The organism is Muriicola sp. Z0-33 (genome assembly GCF_026126425.1).
In the GTDB taxonomy this organism is placed as follows: Bacteria; Bacteroidota; Bacteroidia; order Flavobacteriales; family Flavobacteriaceae; genus JAFMPW01.
On the sequence record NZ_JAFMPW010000012.1, the window covers coordinates 65,944 to 82,990 of the forward strand.

The 17,047-nt window shown below is 38.8% G+C and carries 16 protein-coding genes and 1 tRNA gene; 8 read left to right on the forward strand and 9 right to left on the reverse strand.

Annotated elements, in window-relative coordinates; translation table 11 throughout:
- The first annotated feature begins 10 nt into the window (after positions 1–10).
- Both J1G40_RS15210 and J1G40_RS15215 read left to right on the forward strand, forming a co-directional pair.
- Complete coding sequence (locus J1G40_RS15210; protein WP_265243516.1) at positions 11–1,420, forward strand: RagB/SusD family nutrient uptake outer membrane protein; 1,410 nt, start codon at positions 11–13, stop codon at positions 1,418–1,420.
- 167 nt (positions 1,421–1,587) lie between these two features.
- Entirely contained in the window at positions 1,588–2,280 is a 693-nt protein-coding gene (locus J1G40_RS15215) for a hypothetical protein (protein WP_265243517.1), read from the forward strand.
- 268 nt (positions 2,281–2,548) lie between these two features.
- Here J1G40_RS15215 and J1G40_RS15220 read toward each other — a convergent pair whose 3' ends face one another.
- Entirely contained in the window at positions 2,549–3,055 is a 507-nt protein-coding gene (locus J1G40_RS15220) for a hypothetical protein (protein ID WP_265243518.1), read from the reverse strand.
- Between the two features lie 242 nt (positions 3,056–3,297).
- Here J1G40_RS15220 and J1G40_RS15225 point away from each other — a divergent pair, with 242 nt between their 5' ends.
- Positions 3,298–3,492 (forward strand): hypothetical protein, encoded by a 195-nt coding sequence (locus J1G40_RS15225; RefSeq protein ID WP_265243519.1) that lies wholly within the window; start codon positions 3,298–3,300, stop codon positions 3,490–3,492.
- Between the two features lie 7 nt (positions 3,493–3,499).
- Here the strand turns inward: J1G40_RS15225 and pyrF are convergent, their stop codons facing one another.
- From pyrF to J1G40_RS15255, 6 genes are all read right to left on the reverse strand, one after another.
- The gene (gene pyrF / locus J1G40_RS15230) at positions 3,500–4,321 is read right to left on the reverse strand and encodes an orotidine-5'-phosphate decarboxylase (protein ID WP_265243520.1); all 822 of its coding nucleotides are present in this window, start codon (positions 4,319–4,321) and stop codon (positions 3,500–3,502) included.
- An 88-nt stretch (positions 4,322–4,409) separates the two neighbouring features.
- Positions 4,410–5,486, reverse strand: a complete 1,077-nt coding sequence (gene prfA, locus J1G40_RS15235; protein ID WP_265243521.1) for a peptide chain release factor 1 — start codon at positions 5,484–5,486, stop codon at positions 4,410–4,412.
- A 112-nt stretch (positions 5,487–5,598) separates the two neighbouring features.
- A complete protein-coding gene (locus J1G40_RS15240; protein ID WP_265243522.1) occupies positions 5,599–6,585 on the reverse strand; it encodes an FAD:protein FMN transferase in 987 nt (328 codons plus the stop codon).
- Between the two features lie 120 nt (positions 6,586–6,705).
- Complete coding sequence (locus J1G40_RS15245) at positions 6,706–7,137, reverse strand: ubiquinol-cytochrome c reductase iron-sulfur subunit (RefSeq protein WP_265243523.1); 432 nt, start codon at positions 7,135–7,137, stop codon at positions 6,706–6,708.
- Positions 7,138–7,300: 163 nt separating this feature from the next.
- Positions 7,301–8,479: an AIR synthase related protein gene (locus J1G40_RS15250; protein ID WP_265243524.1), complete on the reverse strand. Its 1,179-nt coding sequence runs from the start codon at positions 8,477–8,479 to the stop codon at positions 7,301–7,303.
- Positions 8,480–8,562: 83 nt separating this feature from the next.
- Positions 8,563–10,749: a glutamine synthetase III gene (locus tag J1G40_RS15255; protein WP_265243525.1), complete on the reverse strand. Its 2,187-nt coding sequence runs from the start codon at positions 10,747–10,749 to the stop codon at positions 8,563–8,565.
- Positions 10,750–10,955: 206 nt separating this feature from the next.
- On the opposite strand from J1G40_RS15255, the gene J1G40_RS15260 reads away from it, so the two are divergent.
- Positions 10,956–11,978: a glutamine synthetase beta-grasp domain-containing protein gene (locus J1G40_RS15260; protein ID WP_265243526.1), complete on the forward strand. Its 1,023-nt coding sequence runs from the start codon at positions 10,956–10,958 to the stop codon at positions 11,976–11,978.
- Positions 11,979–12,101: 123 nt separating this feature from the next.
- Here J1G40_RS15260 and J1G40_RS15265 read toward each other — a convergent pair whose 3' ends face one another.
- Positions 12,102–13,040, reverse strand: a complete 939-nt coding sequence (locus J1G40_RS15265) for a calcium/sodium antiporter (protein WP_265243527.1) — start codon at positions 13,038–13,040, stop codon at positions 12,102–12,104.
- A gap of 156 nt (positions 13,041–13,196) precedes the next feature.
- Between J1G40_RS15265 and J1G40_RS15270 the strand changes: the two genes are divergently transcribed.
- The 4 genes from J1G40_RS15270 to J1G40_RS15285 all read left to right on the forward strand — a co-directional run bounded on the left by J1G40_RS15270 (position 13,197) and on the right by J1G40_RS15285 (position 16,259).
- Positions 13,197–13,556, forward strand: coding sequence for a BlaI/MecI/CopY family transcriptional regulator (locus J1G40_RS15270; RefSeq protein WP_265243528.1), 360 nt, complete (start codon positions 13,197–13,199; stop codon positions 13,554–13,556).
- Positions 13,557–15,305, forward strand: coding sequence for a M56 family metallopeptidase (locus tag J1G40_RS15275; RefSeq protein ID WP_265243529.1), 1,749 nt, complete (start codon positions 13,557–13,559; stop codon positions 15,303–15,305).
- A 572-nt stretch (positions 15,306–15,877) separates the two neighbouring features.
- On the forward strand, positions 15,878–16,042 hold the full coding sequence (locus J1G40_RS15280) for an SsrA-binding protein (protein WP_265243530.1): 165 nt from the start codon (positions 15,878–15,880) through the stop codon (positions 16,040–16,042).
- A gap of 143 nt (positions 16,043–16,185) precedes the next feature.
- A tRNA-Arg gene (locus J1G40_RS15285) sits at positions 16,186–16,259 on the forward strand.
- 292 nt (positions 16,260–16,551) lie between these two features.
- Here the strand turns inward: J1G40_RS15285 and J1G40_RS15290 are convergent.
- Positions 16,552–16,947, reverse strand: a complete 396-nt coding sequence (locus J1G40_RS15290) for a hypothetical protein (protein WP_265243531.1) — start codon at positions 16,945–16,947, stop codon at positions 16,552–16,554.
- Positions 16,948–17,047 lie beyond the last annotated feature (100 nt).

A 17,047-nucleotide genomic window follows, 5' to 3' on the forward strand; every position in this document is an offset into this window, starting at 1 on the left:
AAATAGCAAAATGAAAACATATAAAATTATTGCAGCACTTGTAGGTCTGGTATTGGTTTTCTCATGTGAAAATCAGTTGGAGGTACTTCCGGAAGACAGTGTAGCATCAAATACGGTATTTAACTCGTTTGCAACCATAAATGGTGCAGTGGTAGGTATCTACAGTAAAAATCAAAGTGGCGATCTAAATGGAATGGCCCAATTGACATCAGATTTTATGGCAGACGATGTAAACTTCGTTGGAAGTTTTCCATCACTACAGGAAATTGATCAATTTCAAACCCTGGCAACCAACACCTCTATAGACAACATTTGGTTAGATGGTTATGAGCTCATAGGAGCTGCCAATAATGTAATTGGGAATCTTCCGGATGTTACTGACGTAGGTGGTCTGGATGAAGCTACAAAAGCGAGATTCATTGCAGAAGCCAAATTCTTAAGAGCGGTGACGTATTTTCAATTGGTCAACCTTTTTGCACAACCCTATCAGGTGGCACAGGGAAGTAACCTGGGAGTACCTCTGGTATTGCAACCATTTGAGGGAGGAGACATCTCCGAGTTTCAATTAGAACGTTCAACAGTAAACGAAGTTCATGCACAGATTGAACAGGATTTACTGGATGCAGCGGCCATTCTTCCAGCAAGTAATGGTACAAGAGCTGAGTCAGGAGCGGCAAGGGCCTTACTGGCAAGGTTGTATTTATACAGGGAACAATGGGGCCAGGCGGCCGCATTGGCAGATCAGGTAATTTCCTCAGGCGACTATGCGCTAGCGGCAGATTATGATTTTTACGATGACAACCCAGGTTCTTCTGAGAATATTTTTGTGGTGGTTAACACCCCAACAGACGGGCCTCAGGAAGTTGCAGGGTCTGATGAAGTGTATGTGAACTTTTACAATGCTTCCCCTGGGGGAAGAGGTGACGCGCCTTTCAGCCAGTCGCTTATTGACGCTTATGCTGCGGAACCAGGCGACAGAAGATTTGATGAACTTTCTGTATCGGCTTTCGATGCAGGGGGTAATGATACCTTCTTCACCACTAAATATCCGGATATTGTAAACAATGCTTCGGATGGGATGGTGCTCAGGATTACAGAAATGTATCTGATCCGTGCAGAAGCCAACGTCAGAACAGGAGGTTCTGTAGGTGATTCACCATTAAACGATATCAACCTGTTGAGATCAAGGGCCGGACTTGCAAATCTCGGGGCAGTAGATCTTGCGGCTGTTCAATTAGAGCGAAGGAAAGAACTTTGTTTTGAAGGCCACAGAAGAATGGATCTTCTGCGCAATAATGAAAATCTTCGTCCTGGTGGAGGTGCTGAATCTGCTCCCGGAGCAGACAAGGTCATCTTCCCTATTGTTGAAGACGAATTCACCAACAATCCGAATATTACTCAGAATCCGGGTAATTTCTAAAAAGATGGTATAATAATTGACCTCAAAACCATTAAAGCTAATCATTGCTTTAATGGTTTTTGAGTTTTAGAAAGGAATGATTAGCTTACACTATTAACAACGAACTTATAGCGTTTAGGGCCATATCTATAGAACTCAACAAGACTATTAGTAAAACTCATATCAAGATGAAAAAAATCCCGATTGCTGTCATTTTTCTGATCTGTTCTATTGGCGTTGCCCAGATTCAAAATCAGCAATTAAACAGACTGAGTGATCTGGAATTTTATGTACGCACTAACAATCCTACCTACAGTGCCGCAGAAGGTTCCAGGTATCTGAATGACGAATTTCTGCCGGCCAGAATTAATGGGATTCAGAAAACCCAACTATTGCGTTTTAATGTACCAGACAACGTAGTAGAGGTAATGAATAGTAAAAATGAAATTATGGCATTGTCCTTTAAAAAAGGATATACCATAAAGATCATGGACGGCCTTTTTAAAGTATATGAAACGCACCAATATCTAGATAAGGACGGCAAAAAGCAAACCACATTTTTTGAAAAGCTCTACGAAGAAGGAAACTTTAAACTGTATTTAAAAGAGAATATCAAATTTACCCCGGCAAAGAAAGCTAAAAGTGGTTATGAACCTGCTAAACCAGCGACTTTCATAAAAGTAAATGACACCTTTTATGCCTTAGGTTTTAATACTGAATCCGAATTGTTGACAGTACTTCCACTAAAACGCAAAAAGCTAATACCTCTTTTTGGAGAACATGCCCAAACCATGGAAAAAATGATCAAATCTGAAAAGTTAAATATAAAAGACAAGGAAGACCTGACCGCCCTGTTTGTAGCCTATTTTAAACTCTTGTAACTATATGTGCGATATATCGCAAAAGGGAAGCGTAAGTTTTTATCGGAAATAGTAAACGTTTATAAGCATTTACTGGAAATTAAGTTCTAGCTCGTTAATTTGACCTAACAATCTAACTAAATAAAAAGCAGCCCTGAGCACTTACTTCTAAAAAACTTCTGTCTCATTTTTTAGACTGTAATTATTTGAATTAGCTATCAAAAGAAATCAGGGCTGTATTTTTTTTTAACCCATCTGCAACATTACATAAAGATTGAATTCGGCACCATTAATTTACTTTCCTGTATAATCCATCGAAAGAAACACTGACAACTTTATCATCTTGCAGTACCTCCCATAGTTGCCTTACCGTACCATCTGCATTAGCTGTCCAGGTAATCCTATTTATGTAGGCCTTTCCGTCGGGACGTAAAAACTCATCAGAAGCCAGTATCATCTGGTTCCCTACTCTATTACCCTTGAGCTTTAAATGATTACCGGAATTATCTATCCACAATTGTTCCCATTGTTGTGTTCTCAGGTTATAAAAATTGGTGCTGGCACCCGTGTACCCAGCTGTTGCGCTGGTCCAATTCTCTTTTAGGATGCAACCTTTTTGATCTTTGACAATGGTGTTTTTACCGGCGGGTGATCCGTCAGTATTCGTCACTTCCCAATCACCCAACCAAAAATCAAAGGCCATATGAGAATCACTGCAACAGGCACAGTCATCGGTTTGGGTAAATGCGATACAACTGCCAATTAAAAATGCCGATAAAAACAAGTATTTCTTCATATAATAAAAGGTTTTGAGCCACTTATAAAAATACAAAATACTATCCCTTTCAGGGGTATGTGTTTTGATTTTTCTTCGATTAAATTCTCACATTATTCGGTGAAATATTTTGGCCAATTATACAATTCATTACGAAAACGTTAAAAAATAGATAAATCACCTGATTTTTAGTTGAATGCCCATGCAACCCAACATCCAAAACGCTGTTTTGCCCGTATATTTGTAAGAACAAAGAATAAGCAATGGAAAATCAGTATTGTAAAGTAGGAGCAGTGACTCCGATAGATCAGGGAAGACAGGCAATAGCGCTATTAGAATTTCGATATCAAAGTTTTTTGGAAAAGGCGGCCAATATGGAATATTCAGATGCCAGATTGCGTGAATTTTTTGAGCAGAAGGCCCTCAAGTTTAAGAAAGTCCTTGAAAATTTAGTATAAGGAAGTGCTAATGCTTCGCTGCTAAAATAGCTGCCATTTGCTGTTGTAGTTCTTTGGCTTTTGCAGCGGCCATAGTATCAAAATCTGACCCCTTGGAAGCATAAATAATACCCCTGGCAGAATTTATCAGTAATCCTACATTCTTGTTCATTCCATAATGACAGACCTGCTCTAAACTTCCGCCCTGTGCCCCAACACCTGGAACCAAAAGAAAGCTCTCAGGGACAATCTCTCTTATTTCCGATAAAAATTCGGCCTTGGTGGCACCAACAACGTACATCAGATTTTCGGCATTGCGGTACGTCTTCGAAGTTTCCAATACCTCTTTATACAATTCCTGCTCCTCCAAAAGTTTAGTTTGAAAATCAAAAGCGCCCTCATTGGAGGTTAAGGCAAGGAGAATGGCATGCTTATCTTTGAATGCCAAAAAAGGTTCAACAGAATCTCTCCCCATATAGGGAGCAATGGTAATGGCATCAAAACTCAATGCTTCAAAAAACGCCTGGGCATACCTGTTAGAAGTATTTCCAATGTCACCTCTTTTAGCATCGGCAATGGTAAATATCTCCGGGTATTTTGCATTTAAATAGTTAATGGTCTTTTCCAAAGATTTCCAGCCTTTGAGTCCGTACGCTTCATAAAATGCAGTATTGGGTTTATAGGCTACACACAAATGGTGTGTCTTGTTTATTATGGCCTTGTTAAATGCAAATATGGGATCTTCTTCTTCCAGTAAATGCTCTGGCAACTTCTTCAGGTCAGGATCTAATCCAATACAAAGGAAAGAGGCTTTTAAGTGAATTTGATTAATAAGTTCCCGGGTAGTCATACTTTCCTTCTAAGGCTTCTAATCTTTTTATTAGTGTTAAGCAAAATGGGATTTTAAAGTAGGGGACAACAGACCATCCATATCCCCTTTAAAATATCTCTGATGCTTCTTTAAGTTTTTCGGTATTCTCTACCAGGCGCAGTTCATCAATTATTTTCTGAATATCGCCATTAATAATATTTTGCAGATCATAGAGGGTTAATCCTATTCTGTGATCTGTAACTCTTCCTTGTGGGTAGTTATACGTCCTGATCTTTGCCGATCTGTCTCCACTGCTTACCTGCGAATTTCTTTTGGCTGCATCCTCTTCCTGCCTTTTGGCCAACTCAAGATCATAGAGCCGGGAACGCAACACCTTAAAGGCCTTGTCTTTGTTCTTATGTTGAGATTTCTCGTCCTGGCACTGGGCCACCAAACCTGTAGGAATATGTGTCAGACGAACCGCTGAATAAGTGGTATTTACCGACTGGCCGCCTGGCCCTGAAGAACAGAAAAAATCAATTCTTACGTCTTTCGGTTCTATTTGCACATCAAAATCTTCTGCCTCTGGCAGTACCATCACAGTTGCAGCACTTGTATGTACCCTGCCCTGTGTTTCTGTCTGCGGAACTCTTTGAACACGGTGTACCCCTGCTTCAAATTTAAGTGTCCCATAGACTTCTTCGCCTGAGACTTCGAAATGTATTTCCTTGTAGCCACCACTGGTGCCTTCACTTAAATCAATGATATTGGTTCTCCAACCTTTAGATTCACAGTACTTGGCATACATCCTATAGAGATCTCCTGCAAAAATACTGGCCTCATCACCTCCAGTTCCCGCTCGGATCTCCATTACGACATCTTTAGCATCTTCAGGATCTTTTGGAATCAATAAGACCTTGATTTCATCTTCGAGTTTAGGCAAAGCTTCTTTGGCTTCATCCAATTGCATCTTGGCCATTTCCAACATTTCTGTATCACTCCCATCGGCAATGATCTCTTCGGCTTCACTAATATTGTTGCTCAACTCTATGTAGGCCTCCCTCTTGTCCATCAATATTCTAAGATCCTTGTATTCTTTGTTTAGCTGAACATATTTCTTTTGATCAGAAATGATATCCGGCTGGATTATAAGATCAGAAACCTCATCAAATCGCTGCTTAACTATATTTAATTTCTCAATCATACTCGAACTTCACTTGTGATGCGAATTTACAACTTTTTTGGAGGTAATTAGGGTCAATTCTTACCTGGACCGGGAAGCTTATTGTACGCGACTTTTTAAATCGTTTAACATTTTAAGGTAATATCCCATTGCTCTTATAGACCTCATCATTATCATCGAGGATAACAACTTCTGTTCCATCGAGCTGATTTATTAAAGCCAGGCCCAATTTCTTGCCCATAACATAAACAGCGGTAGACAGGGCATCGCACAATTCCGCACTTTTTGCCAAAACCGTAACCTTTTTCAGGCCCATTGCCGGATATCCGGTCTTAGGGTTAATGACATGGGTGTATCTCTTCCCATCTAAAGTTACATAGTTACTATGGTTACCCGTAATAGCAACGGAAGATTCCACTAGTGGGAGCCATGAGAAGAATACCCCCTGACCTGTTGGATTATCTACTCCAATAAGCCATTTTTCACCTGTGGCCTTGGCTCCCCAGGTAGTAATATCACCGGCTGCATTAATCATCCCTGCTGGGACCTGTTTGGATACCAGGAGCTCCTTGGCCTTATCTGCCGCATATCCCTTTCCAATTGCTCCAAAACCAATTCTCATGCCCTTTTCCTTTAAATAAACCGTGTTCTCGCCGGGTTTAAGTACAATTTTTTTGTAACCTACTTTGTCCACTGTCCTTTTTACCTCGGCTGAAGAAGGTAAGTATTTCATGCTACCATCAAACCGCCAAAGCTGGTCCAAAGCGGCATATGAAATATCAAAAGCTCCATAAGTAATTTCGGAAATCTGTACGGCTCTTTCAATTAATTTAAAAAGCTCTTCGCTTACTTTTACCGGTCGTATCCCGGCATTTCTGTTAATACTACTGGTTTGGGATTTGGGATCCCAGGAAGAAATTAATTTTTCTATTCTCTCTATTTCAGCTGCTGCTTCCTGGATGTTGATATAGCCAATTTCTTCATTTTGCGCTACCACGGTAATCTCAAACTGGCTCCCCATAAGAGGAATTGTTCTTCTGACGGTAACATTGATCTGCTCCTGGGCCTGGGCCATAGGGAGAAACAAAGCCAGGAAAAGCAATACCGCCAAAGATTTCACTTATCGATAGGTTTTTGATTTATTTAATAAGGCCCCAATGGTCATGTGTAATACAAGGTCAAAAGAGAAATTCACTTTCGTGTCTCCTCACACTTCAACCTACAAGTCAGAAATAAAAAACTATTCGAAAACCCTCAGCAGGTTCCCATTGAGTTCAGTACTGAAAATTTTTAACGGATTGTTGGTAATGGTGTTTAAGGGAGTTCCATCCTGAGCGAACTCAGAACCATGTGTAAAACAATGAAAAATTCCCCCGTCATCTTCTAAAAAACGTACCTGATCTGTTTGTTGATGGCTACAAATCTGACTGGCAGCAATAAAGTTTCCTTCAAGATTTTTCACCACAACTACATCATTTTTAAGAATGAAATCCCCGTTGTTTGCCAGTTGCGCACCTTCGGTAGATTCCAGATCAACAGTAAAATCTACTCCTGTGGGAACGGGTTTCATATCAATATCTTCACTATCACTGGAACATCCATGAAGACATGGGAACGTGATAGCAAAAGCTGCTCCCGCTCCTAAACTCTTTAAAAACTTTTTTCTTTCCATAACACAATTTTTATAGGTATTAAAGTTCATTTCACTATCCGCGATATCGGTTAAAACATCGCAGATATTCTCCTGGGCCTTAAAGCAAATTGTAGTATCTCATAGCCAGAATTACCACTTTTTTGCTATAAAAATAACGTGCTAAAGCAGGGAATCGTATACCTTAATATACAAAGGTGCCGTAGGCACCTGAAATGGTGAGCTTTTTAGACGAATTATCCTCTACCCTGCCAATAATTCTGGCATCGACATTAAAATCCTTTGAAATGCTAATAATATCTTCAGCAATGGCGGGATTTACGTATAATTCCATGCGATGTCCACAATTGAACACCTGATACATTTCCCGCCAGTCTGTACCGGATTGCTCCTGAATTAATCTAAATAAAGGAGGAACGGGAAAAAGATTGTCTTTAATGATATGTAACTGGTCTATAAAATGAAGAATTTTTGTCTGAGCTCCTCCACTGCAATGCACCATACCGTGCAGGTCCTGAGCAGTGTATTTTTGAAGGATTTTTTTAACGATCGGGGCATAGGTTCTGGTAGGTGACAGTACTAATTTCCCTGCATCAACAGGGGTATCTTCCACAGCCTCAGTAAGCTGAATATTCCCCGAATAAACTAGTTCCTCTGGTACCGAGGGATCATAACTTTCAGGGTACTTTTTGCTCAGGTATTTGGAAAAGACATCGTGCCTGGCAGAAGTTAATCCGTTACTTCCCATTCCACCGTTATATTCCTTTTCATAACTGGCCTGACCAAAAGATTCCAGGCCTACAATCAGGTCCCCACTACTGATATTGGCATTGTCTATTACTTTTGATCTTGGCATTCTTGCGGTGACCGTAGAATCTACGATTATGGTACGCACCAAATCACCTACATCGGCTGTTTCACCTCCGGTAGAATGAATTTGTATGCCATACTGAGCGAGGTCTGATATCAGTTCTTCTGTACCATTAATAATAGCGGAAATCACCTCTCCCGGGATCAGGTTCTTATTTCTTCCTATGGTAGAAGACAATAGAATATGATCTGTGGCTCCAACACAAATTAAATCATCTATATTCATAATAAGTGCATCCTGTGCTATCCCCTTCCAGACCGATAAATCTCCTGTTTCTTTCCAATACATATAGGCCAGGGAAGATTTGGTCCCGGCCCCATCTGCATGCATTACCAGACAATAATCTTCATCTCCGGTAAGATGATCTGGCACAATTTTACAAAAGGCCTTTGGAAAGAGGCCTTTGTCTATATTTTTAATGGCTTTATGTACGTCTTCCTTTGAGGCAGAAACCCCTCTTTGATTGTATCTATCACTGCTCGCTGAAGCCATCAATTTAATTTTGGGACAAAAATAACGGAATCCACAAAAAAAGCACATAAAATATGTGCTTTTAAATTCTAACTCTTCAGATTTTATCTAATAAACAAGAGTTCGCGGTATTTTGCCAGCGGCCAGCTTTTATCTTCCACAAGTTGTTCGAGTTTGTCGCAATGGTAGCGAATTTCGTCAAAATACGGTCTGACAATCTCCCCATAAGAATGTGCTTTCCTTGTAATATCTTTTAGCTTGTTTGCAGTCTTCCTGGCCTCGGTCATCTTGTCGGTAATTTTTTTCACTTCTCCTATGTGCCGGGAAAGTGATTCGATAATTTCTAATTGACTCGCAGCCATTTGCTCGTAAGTATCCGAATAAATTTCTTTTAACCCACCTACATTTTTTATCAATTGGTTTTGGTAATTTAATGCTGTAGGTATAATATGGTTATAGACCAGTTCATTGTATACTCTCCCCTCTATCTGCGTTTGAAGGATATAGGTTTCCAGTTCTACCTCCTGCCTTGCCTTTACCTCAATTTCGCTCATGACATTCATGGAACTAAAAAGTTCCAGACTATCCTTAGAGGTCATAATTTTTACAGCTTCCGGGGTGCTGCCATTGTTACTTAATTTCCTTTTTTTGGCCTCCCTGGCCCAGTCCTCACTATAGCCGTCACCATCAAAGCGAATTCTTTTGGACGACTTTATGTACTCCCTGAGAATGTTGAAGATTGCTTCGTCTTTTTTCAGCTGTTTCTTATCTATCAGTACATCTACCTCATTTTTAAAATCGATCAGCTGTTTTGCAACTATAGTATTCAGTACCGTCATGGGTTTGGCACAATTGGTTTTGGACCCTACCCCCCTCATTTCAAATTTATTTCCTGTAAAAGCAAAGGGAGATGTTCTGTTCCTGTCCGTATTATCTAACATTATTTCAGGAATCTTACCGACTACATTCAATTTTAGTTCTGTCTTTTCTTCAGGGGATAATTTGCCCTGGGAAACCCCTTCCAGTTCATCCATTACTTCACTGAGCTGCTCCCCTATAAATATGGAAAAAATTGCCGGAGGAGCCTCATTGGCCCCCAGGCGGTAATCATTACTGGCAGAAGCTATAGAAGACCGCAGTAGTTCTTCATAAGTATCCACTGCTTTAATAGTATTGACAAAGAAAGTGAGGAATTGGAGGTTTTTCATTGGCGTGGAACCCGGACTCAAAAGGTTTACCCCTGTATTGGTTGCCAAAGACCAATTATTGTGTTTCCCCGAGCCATTAATGTCGGCAAAGGGTTTTTCGTGAAATAGTACTTTAAAATGATGTCTTTCCGCAATTTTTTCCATCACATCCATCAGTAGTAAGTTATGATCTACGGCAAGATTGGCCTCTTCAAAAACGGGCGCCAGTTCAAACTGGTTTGGAGCCACTTCGTTATGCCGGGTTTTAACGGGGATTCCCAATTTTGTGCATTCCATTTCCAGATCGCGCATAAAGTTGATGGCCCTTAGCGGAATTACTCCGAAGTAATGATCGTCTAACTGTTGTCCTTTTGCCGCAGCGTGGCCCACGAGAGTTCTTCCTGCCAGGATAAGATCGGGACGGGAATTGGCCAAGGCCTTATCTATTAAAAAATACTCCTGCTCCCATCCCAAAGTTGCATGCACCTTGGTGACATTCTTATCAAAATATTTAGCTACTGCGGTGGCCGCCTCATCAACAGCATGTAATGCTCTTAGTAACGGGGCTTTGTTATCTAGTGCCTCGCCGGTATAAGAGACAAATACAGTAGGAATACAAAGAGTTGCCCCATATATAAATGCAGGAGAAGTAGGATCCCAGGCGGTATATCCCCTGGCCTCAAAAGTATTCCTTATACCACCACTTGGAAAACTGGAGGCATCCGGTTCTTGTTGCACCAATTGCCCACCTCCAAACTTCTCGAGTGCAGTACCATTGGGTAACAAATCAAAAAATGCATCGTGCTTCTCTGCCGTAGCTCCGGTGAGTGGTTGAAACCAATGCGTATAATGCGTTGCACCCATAGCAATTGCCCAGGTCTTCATGGCCTCGGCAATCTGATCTGCAATTTTCCTATCTATTTGCGTCCCTGAAAAAATGGCACCCTGCACACTATTTAAAGCATCTTTGGTTAAATACTGCAACATGCGCTCCTGATTGAACACCTTGGTTCCAAAGAGTTCGGATCGTCTACCCGTTTCCTCAATTGGGATAGCTTTTCTGTTGTTGCTGCTGGCAATTGCAGCGAATCTCGTTATAGACATTGGGTGGGTATTTTTATGAATCCGGTAAAATTAAACATTTAATAGAATAACGAGCAATTATTACAAATTTTACAAATTACCCTATAAAAAATAGGGGTGTTAATAAAATTACCTGTTTTTTTAATATTTACCCCTCAATATTGCGTGGTATTCTGTATAAAAACTATATTTTTGACCGTCTTTTAAAACAAATTAATTCAAGTATTATGAGTAAATCAAAATTAGAATACATCTGGTTAGATGGTCATGAACCCACCCAAAATATGCGAAGCAAAACCAAAATTGAAGAGGACTTTAGTGGTAAGCTAGAGGACTGTCCGCTTTGGTCTTTTGATGGCTCATCAACCGAACAAGCATCAGGAGGTTCTTCGGATTGTTTGTTGAAACCTGTAGCTATTTATCCTGACCCCGTTAGAAAAAATGGCTGGTTGGTAATGTCTGAAGTTTTATCGGCTGATGGAACACCTCACCCTTCTAACGCAAGAGCGACCATTGATGATGATGATGCAGACTTTTGGTTTGGTTTTGAACAAGAATATTTCTTAATGGATACAAAAACAGATTTACCATTAGGATTTCCACGTGGCGGATTTCCCGGACCACAAGGGAAATACTATTGTTCTGTAGGCGGTAGATATACCTGGGGAAGAGATCTTGTTGAAGAGCATGCAGATTTGTGTATTGCAGCTGGATTAAATTTTGAGGGTATCAACCAGGAAGTTGCTCCAGGACAATGGGAATTCCAATTGTTTGCTAAAGGAGCCAAAAAAGCAGGAGATGAAATTTGGGTAGCGAGATATCTATTAGATAGATTGACAGAGAAGTATGGCTACTACATTGAATACCACCCTAAACCTGTTAAAGGAGACTGGAATGGTTCTGGTATGCATGCTAATTTCTCTAATACTACCTTGAGAACTTGTGGTTCTAAAGAAATTTACGAGCAGATCTGTGAAGCCTTTAGACCGGTGACGGAAGAACACATCGCTGTTTACGGTGAATTTAATGATGAGCGATTAACAGGGTTACATGAAACAGCTCACGTATCTGATTTCTCTTATGGCGTTTCGGACAGAGGGGCGTCCATTAGAATCCCGATAATTACTGTAGAAAAAGGATGGAAAGGATGGCTGGAAGACAGAAGACCAGCTTCAAATGGAGATCCGTATAAGATTGCAGGTAGAATAATAAAGACTGTTAAATCTGCAAACGTTACTGCAGAAGCATAGAACAATTAATTGTTGTTATATATTAAAAGCGCCTTTGATCATTCAAAGGCGTTTTTAGTATATCTGTATTTCTTGTGTTTGTAATAAACAATCAACTATATATCGGCAGGCCCTACAATTTGTTTACCCTAGTGTTAAATAAACAAACACACCATATAATCCAATAAGAACTATACCATCTCTCCACCCTAGACGCAGTCCCCGAGGTAAAAAAACCAGGGGTAGTATTACAAAGGAAATTCCCAGCATCCAGAAGATGTCATTGCTGAGTAATCCCTGATCTAAAACCTTAATGGGAGTGATCATCGAAGTAATTCCAAGTACGGCCAAAAGATTAAAGATATTAGACCCTATTAAATTCCCCACAGATATCGCTTTCTCTTTTTTAAGGATGGCAATAACCGAAGCGGCTAGTTCTGGAATGCTTGTACCAATTGAAATTACAGTAATACCAATTACCCTTTCACTTATCCCATAAGAAGTGGCTATCCCAACGGCACCCTGTACTAACAATTCTGATCCTCCCCATAATGCAGCGGCGCCCAAAACAAAAAATAATACCGCCTTGTAAAGTGGTAAAAGTATGTAGTCTTCATGAGGTTCCTCAACAACAGCAGTTTTCTGAAAACGGAGCAGGTAGATCAAAAAGATAAATAAGAAGATAAACATAATGACACCTTCATGACGTTGAATTTCAGCATCAAAAAAGATAAAGCCGAAAAATAATAAAGAGGCCACCATCATCACAGGCCAGTCTGTGGTATAAAAACTAGGCCGCACATCTATGCTTCCCAAAATAATTGTTATGGCCAATACCAGCCCAAGGTTGGCTATATTAGACCCAATAACATTCCCTAGGGCCAGATCCGGAAATCCGTCAAGCGCAGCATTAACACTTACGATCAATTCAGGTGCCGAAGTGGCAAAGGACACTACTGTCATACCTATAATGATCTTTGAGATATTTAAGCGAAGAGAAAGTGCGACAGCAGATTTCAGCAACCAGTTGCCACCAAGAATTAAAATGGCTAATCCCAAAATCGTAAAAACAAAATCTTGCATGCGCCGAATTTAGGACAAATATAGAGGAAGATTTCAGATATCTGCGAAGGAAAATCATTCCTAATAAAACTATAAAAATAGTTAAATAACTATAAAAATAGTTGTTTAACTACTCAAATAGTAATATGTTTGAATCCTGAAAATAATTTTCGAGATATGCAGAAATTGACAAACAAGGAAGAAGAGGTCATGAAGATCCTTTGGAAATTGGAAAAGGCCTTCGTAAAAGAAATATTAACCGAGTTTAAAGAAGATAAGCCGCATTACAATACTATGTCTACCATTGTGCGGAATCTGGAAGAAAAAAAGTATGTAGGGCATGAAGCATTTGGCAATACACACCGGTATTATCCCATTATAACCAAAGAAGCCTATAGAAAGCGTTTTGTAAGTTCAACACTTGCTGATTATTACGACAATTCCTATAAGAATCTGGTATCTATGTTCGCAAAGGAGGAAAAAATATCTGTTAAAGAACTAAAGGAAATTATCCACCTAATAGAAAAAAACAAGTAAATGGAAGCATTTTTGGAATATATTCTAAAGGCGTCAGGAATTCTGGTAGTATTCTATTTAACCTATCACATTTTTCTTAAAAAAGAGACTTTTTTTGAAGCCAACAGGCATTTTTTATTAGCCGGACTTTTGGTCGCATTTCTACTCCCATTATTAACCATTACCCGATATGTGGATGTGACACCGGTAACCTATGAAAATTATAGTGGAATTCCGGCCACTTTTTCCGAGGGGTTATCGACTACCTCTTGGGACTGGATGGCAATTTTGTCTGATGTTTATTTAATGGGATTACTCTTTTTGATAGTTAAATTTGCTTTACAGCTACTATCATTAAGATCAATGATAAAAGCCCATAGCTCAAAGAAAGAAAACGGTTTTGTTTATGTGGAAACCAATAAGGAAATAGCGCCTTTCTCTTTCTTTAATTATATCTTCTACAATCCTCACCTCTATTCGGCCGAAGAACTTCAGGCCATACTGGAACACGAACGCGCACATAGTTCACAATGGCATACTTTAGACGTACTACTGGCCCATGCCATTACCATGGTGCTATGGATTAATCCTTTTGGTTGGTTGTACAAGAAAAACATAAAACAAAACCTGGAATTCCTTGCGGATGAAAGTGCAGCAAAGGGTGTTACCTCACTCAAGAGTTACCAGTATACTTTGTTAAGAGTGTCCGGAGTTCCTTTTTCAACTCAAATTACCAACGCATTTTATAATTCATTAATCAAAAAACGAATAGTTATGTTACACAAATCAAAATCGGACCGAAGAAATCTATATAAATACGCCCTGGTACTCCCTTTACTATTGGTATTTGTTCTGGCCTTCAATATTGAAACCAAAGCCAGGCCTATCCCGGTAACGGAAGAAATCTCTTATGCGGATAGTATGTTCATGTCTGCCGATCAGCAATACAGTATTACAAAGGAAACCACAGATAGTGAAATTGACGACCTTGTCAGAGAGATAAAGAATGAAGGAGGCACCTTGCTGGTAAAGAAAGTTAAACGAAACAAGGAGGGATATATAACAGCTATCAAAATAACCTTTAAAACAGAAGACAGTGAGGTGGTAGGACAATATTCTAACGATGAAGGAATACCCCCTATCTTCTTTGGAGAAGATGAAAACGGAGGCTTATATATCAACGGCGGCAATAGCAATACGCATAGTAATAGCTTTATTCATGTTGAAGCCGATGTGGACAACGAGCATGAACATGATGGCGATTATGAAGTAATTGTAAAGCGTTCCGGAAAACATAAGACGCATAAAAATGTATGGGTCAGTAAAGATAGCGGTAAAGATAAGCGCATTGTTATTGAAAATGTAGACGGGAAGAAAACCATTATTGTAGATGGAAAGGAAATATCCGAGGAGGAACTAGAAAAAGAAGGTATAATTCACAAAGAAAAGATAAAAATTAAAACCATAGACAACGATGATAAAGGCAATGTAATGATCATTATGAGCGATGACGACGACGACAACGATGAAGATTTCGATATCAAAGTAAAAAGTGCTGATAACAATAGTTTCTTCTTTGTAGATACAGACGGTGAAGAAGAACCACTTATCTTGATAGACGGGAAAGAAGTTTCTGAGAAAGAAGTAAAAGCACTATCACCAGACAAGATTGCTACCATCAATGTAATTAAAGGTGAAAAAGCAGAAAGTGAGTACGGCAATAAAGGTAAAAATGGCGTAGTAATCATCAACACAAAAAAAGAAGACTAAGTTGTTTTTATAGTAAATAACCTAACCCATCTGGCGTTAAGAACCAATCGTGAAAGCGGTTGGTTTTTTTGTTTCTAAATGACGGAATTGACAAAAAAAGCTGTTTTTGCCCTTATTTCTCCCTTGCAAAATGAAAAAGTAGCCAAAATGCCCCTACAAATATTATAATTCAATAGCATATACATCATTTTATATTGATATCTGTTACTTTGTGCAAGGCAACGTGTTTCTAATCATAATACATTCCGTCTTTTTACTTACAATAATGTATTTAATTCCATTAATATTCTTCAATTCTCTTGGAAGTTAGTTGGGCATTAACATATCTTCATTCTGAATTAATAAAATAATTAGTTAAACCAGCTCCTTCTACCGCTCAAATTAAAGTGAAAAGGAACACAAAAAAACATCAATCATGATAACACTCGCCAAGATTTTATTGCTCATTATTTTAACCCTGGTCACGGCTGTAATATAATTAGCATTATTTAGCCCCATTATTAGAAAGTTATCGACTGCCCATTGGCGGTCGTTATTTTTTTACAAAACTGTATATTTACAAAAATCGGGGTATGAGAAAGCATTTATTTAAGTTTTTGGCAGCTGTTAACAAAACTATCCTTCCCTCCTATACCAAAAAAGGGCTGAATCTTGCCAAGGCCTCCAAATTACAGCTAGCAATTATTGGTTGGCGCTATTTTGTCACCATCAACGCTTTAGGAGATAATTCCAAATAAAAGCACATCACTTTCTTTTATATCCAATTGAATTGCCCTTAGTTATTTTGTCTTAAACTTAAAAAAGAAATATATTTGCACCCCCATCGCAAATTCCTTTGTTATTTGTTTTGGAGCACACTGTCCCAGGACAGCAGTAAAAAGGCCTCGTGGCGCAACTGAATAGCGCATCTGATTACGGCTCAGAAGGTTGCAGGTTTGAATCCTGCCGAGGTCACTAATAACGACGAAACCCCTTTAAATCAAAGGGGTTTCTTTTTTTTGTGTCCATATCTGTACCCAGAATGATACACAATTATATTTTCAATTTTAATCTAAGGGGACTTACTATAAAAGTTTTTTCAAGCTAAACAGTAAATACCGATTATTGACTTGAAGTTAATAACTTAGATCAAGAAGTAAAATTCTTTTTGCATTTCAGAGATTAGTTTCTTATTTAGTTCAATTGCTCCTTCAAGACAATCGTCTTTGAATTTGAAAACTGCTACTTCTTTACAATTCATAATATGTTATTGATTTGATGTAGTTTTTAATATTAAATGTTTTAAAATTGAAATTGAAACAAATGCCATTATAAGTAAAACCCAATTGTGCTTCCAAAGTCCAACTCCTAATAAAATGAATAATCCTAACCCTGTTATTATTGAAAAATATTTTATTAAATTTAATGGACTTTTTATCCAATCAATTTCAGTTTCAACTACTTTATTTACGATTTTTAGTTCACTTTTAGGATTTACCATAGGCATAAAAAACCAATTTGAAATATCTAAAATAATCAGTAGGAGTAATAGATTTATATTGTGCATCCACAGAGAATAACATATTGCTATATAGGTTATTAGTCTTAAAATTAATCCTATAGGATTCTTATGTCTTTGAATTAGTTTTTGTTTATAGTTCATCTAGAGTTTTAATGTTCGTTAAGATACATGGTTTACAAAAGTTATAGATTAGGGTTTACACTAAATTAGTTTCTAACCTCACTGATTGTTCTTTTTTTCT

Excerpts from the sequence above, each read along its gene's own strand:
- J1G40_RS15270 (WP_265243528.1), top strand. The coding sequence starts at position 13,197 with ATGCAGAAATTGACAAACAAGGAAGAAGAGGTCATGAAGATCCTTTGG.
- J1G40_RS15275 (WP_265243529.1), top strand. The coding sequence starts at position 13,557 with ATGGAAGCATTTTTGGAATATATTCTAAAGGCGTCAGGAATTCTGGTA.
- J1G40_RS15225 (WP_265243519.1), top strand. The coding sequence starts at position 3,298 with ATGGAAAATCAGTATTGTAAAGTAGGAGCAGTGACTCCGATAGATCAG.
- J1G40_RS15220 (WP_265243518.1), bottom strand. The coding sequence starts at position 3,055 with ATGAAGAAATACTTGTTTTTATCGGCATTTTTAATTGGCAGTTGTATC.
- pyrF (WP_265243520.1), bottom strand. The coding sequence starts at position 4,321 with ATGACTACCCGGGAACTTATTAATCAAATTCACTTAAAAGCCTCTTTC.
- J1G40_RS15210 (WP_265243516.1), top strand. The coding sequence starts at position 11 with ATGAAAACATATAAAATTATTGCAGCACTTGTAGGTCTGGTATTGGTT.
- prfA (WP_265243521.1), bottom strand. The coding sequence starts at position 5,486 with ATGATTGAGAAATTAAATATAGTTAAGCAGCGATTTGATGAGGTTTCT.
- J1G40_RS15290 (WP_265243531.1), bottom strand. The coding sequence starts at position 16,947 with ATGAACTATAAACAAAAACTAATTCAAAGACATAAGAATCCTATAGGA.
- J1G40_RS15260 (WP_265243526.1), top strand. The coding sequence starts at position 10,956 with ATGAGTAAATCAAAATTAGAATACATCTGGTTAGATGGTCATGAACCC.
- J1G40_RS15215 (WP_265243517.1), top strand. The coding sequence starts at position 1,588 with ATGAAAAAAATCCCGATTGCTGTCATTTTTCTGATCTGTTCTATTGGC.
- J1G40_RS15265 (WP_265243527.1), bottom strand. The coding sequence starts at position 13,040 with ATGCAAGATTTTGTTTTTACGATTTTGGGATTAGCCATTTTAATTCTT.
- J1G40_RS15255 (WP_265243525.1), bottom strand. The coding sequence starts at position 10,749 with ATGTCTATAACGAGATTCGCTGCAATTGCCAGCAGCAACAACAGAAAA.
- J1G40_RS15280 (WP_265243530.1), top strand. The coding sequence starts at position 15,878 with ATGAGAAAGCATTTATTTAAGTTTTTGGCAGCTGTTAACAAAACTATC.
- J1G40_RS15245 (WP_265243523.1), bottom strand. The coding sequence starts at position 7,137 with ATGGAAAGAAAAAAGTTTTTAAAGAGTTTAGGAGCGGGAGCAGCTTTT.
- J1G40_RS15250 (WP_265243524.1), bottom strand. The coding sequence starts at position 8,479 with ATGGCTTCAGCGAGCAGTGATAGATACAATCAAAGAGGGGTTTCTGCC.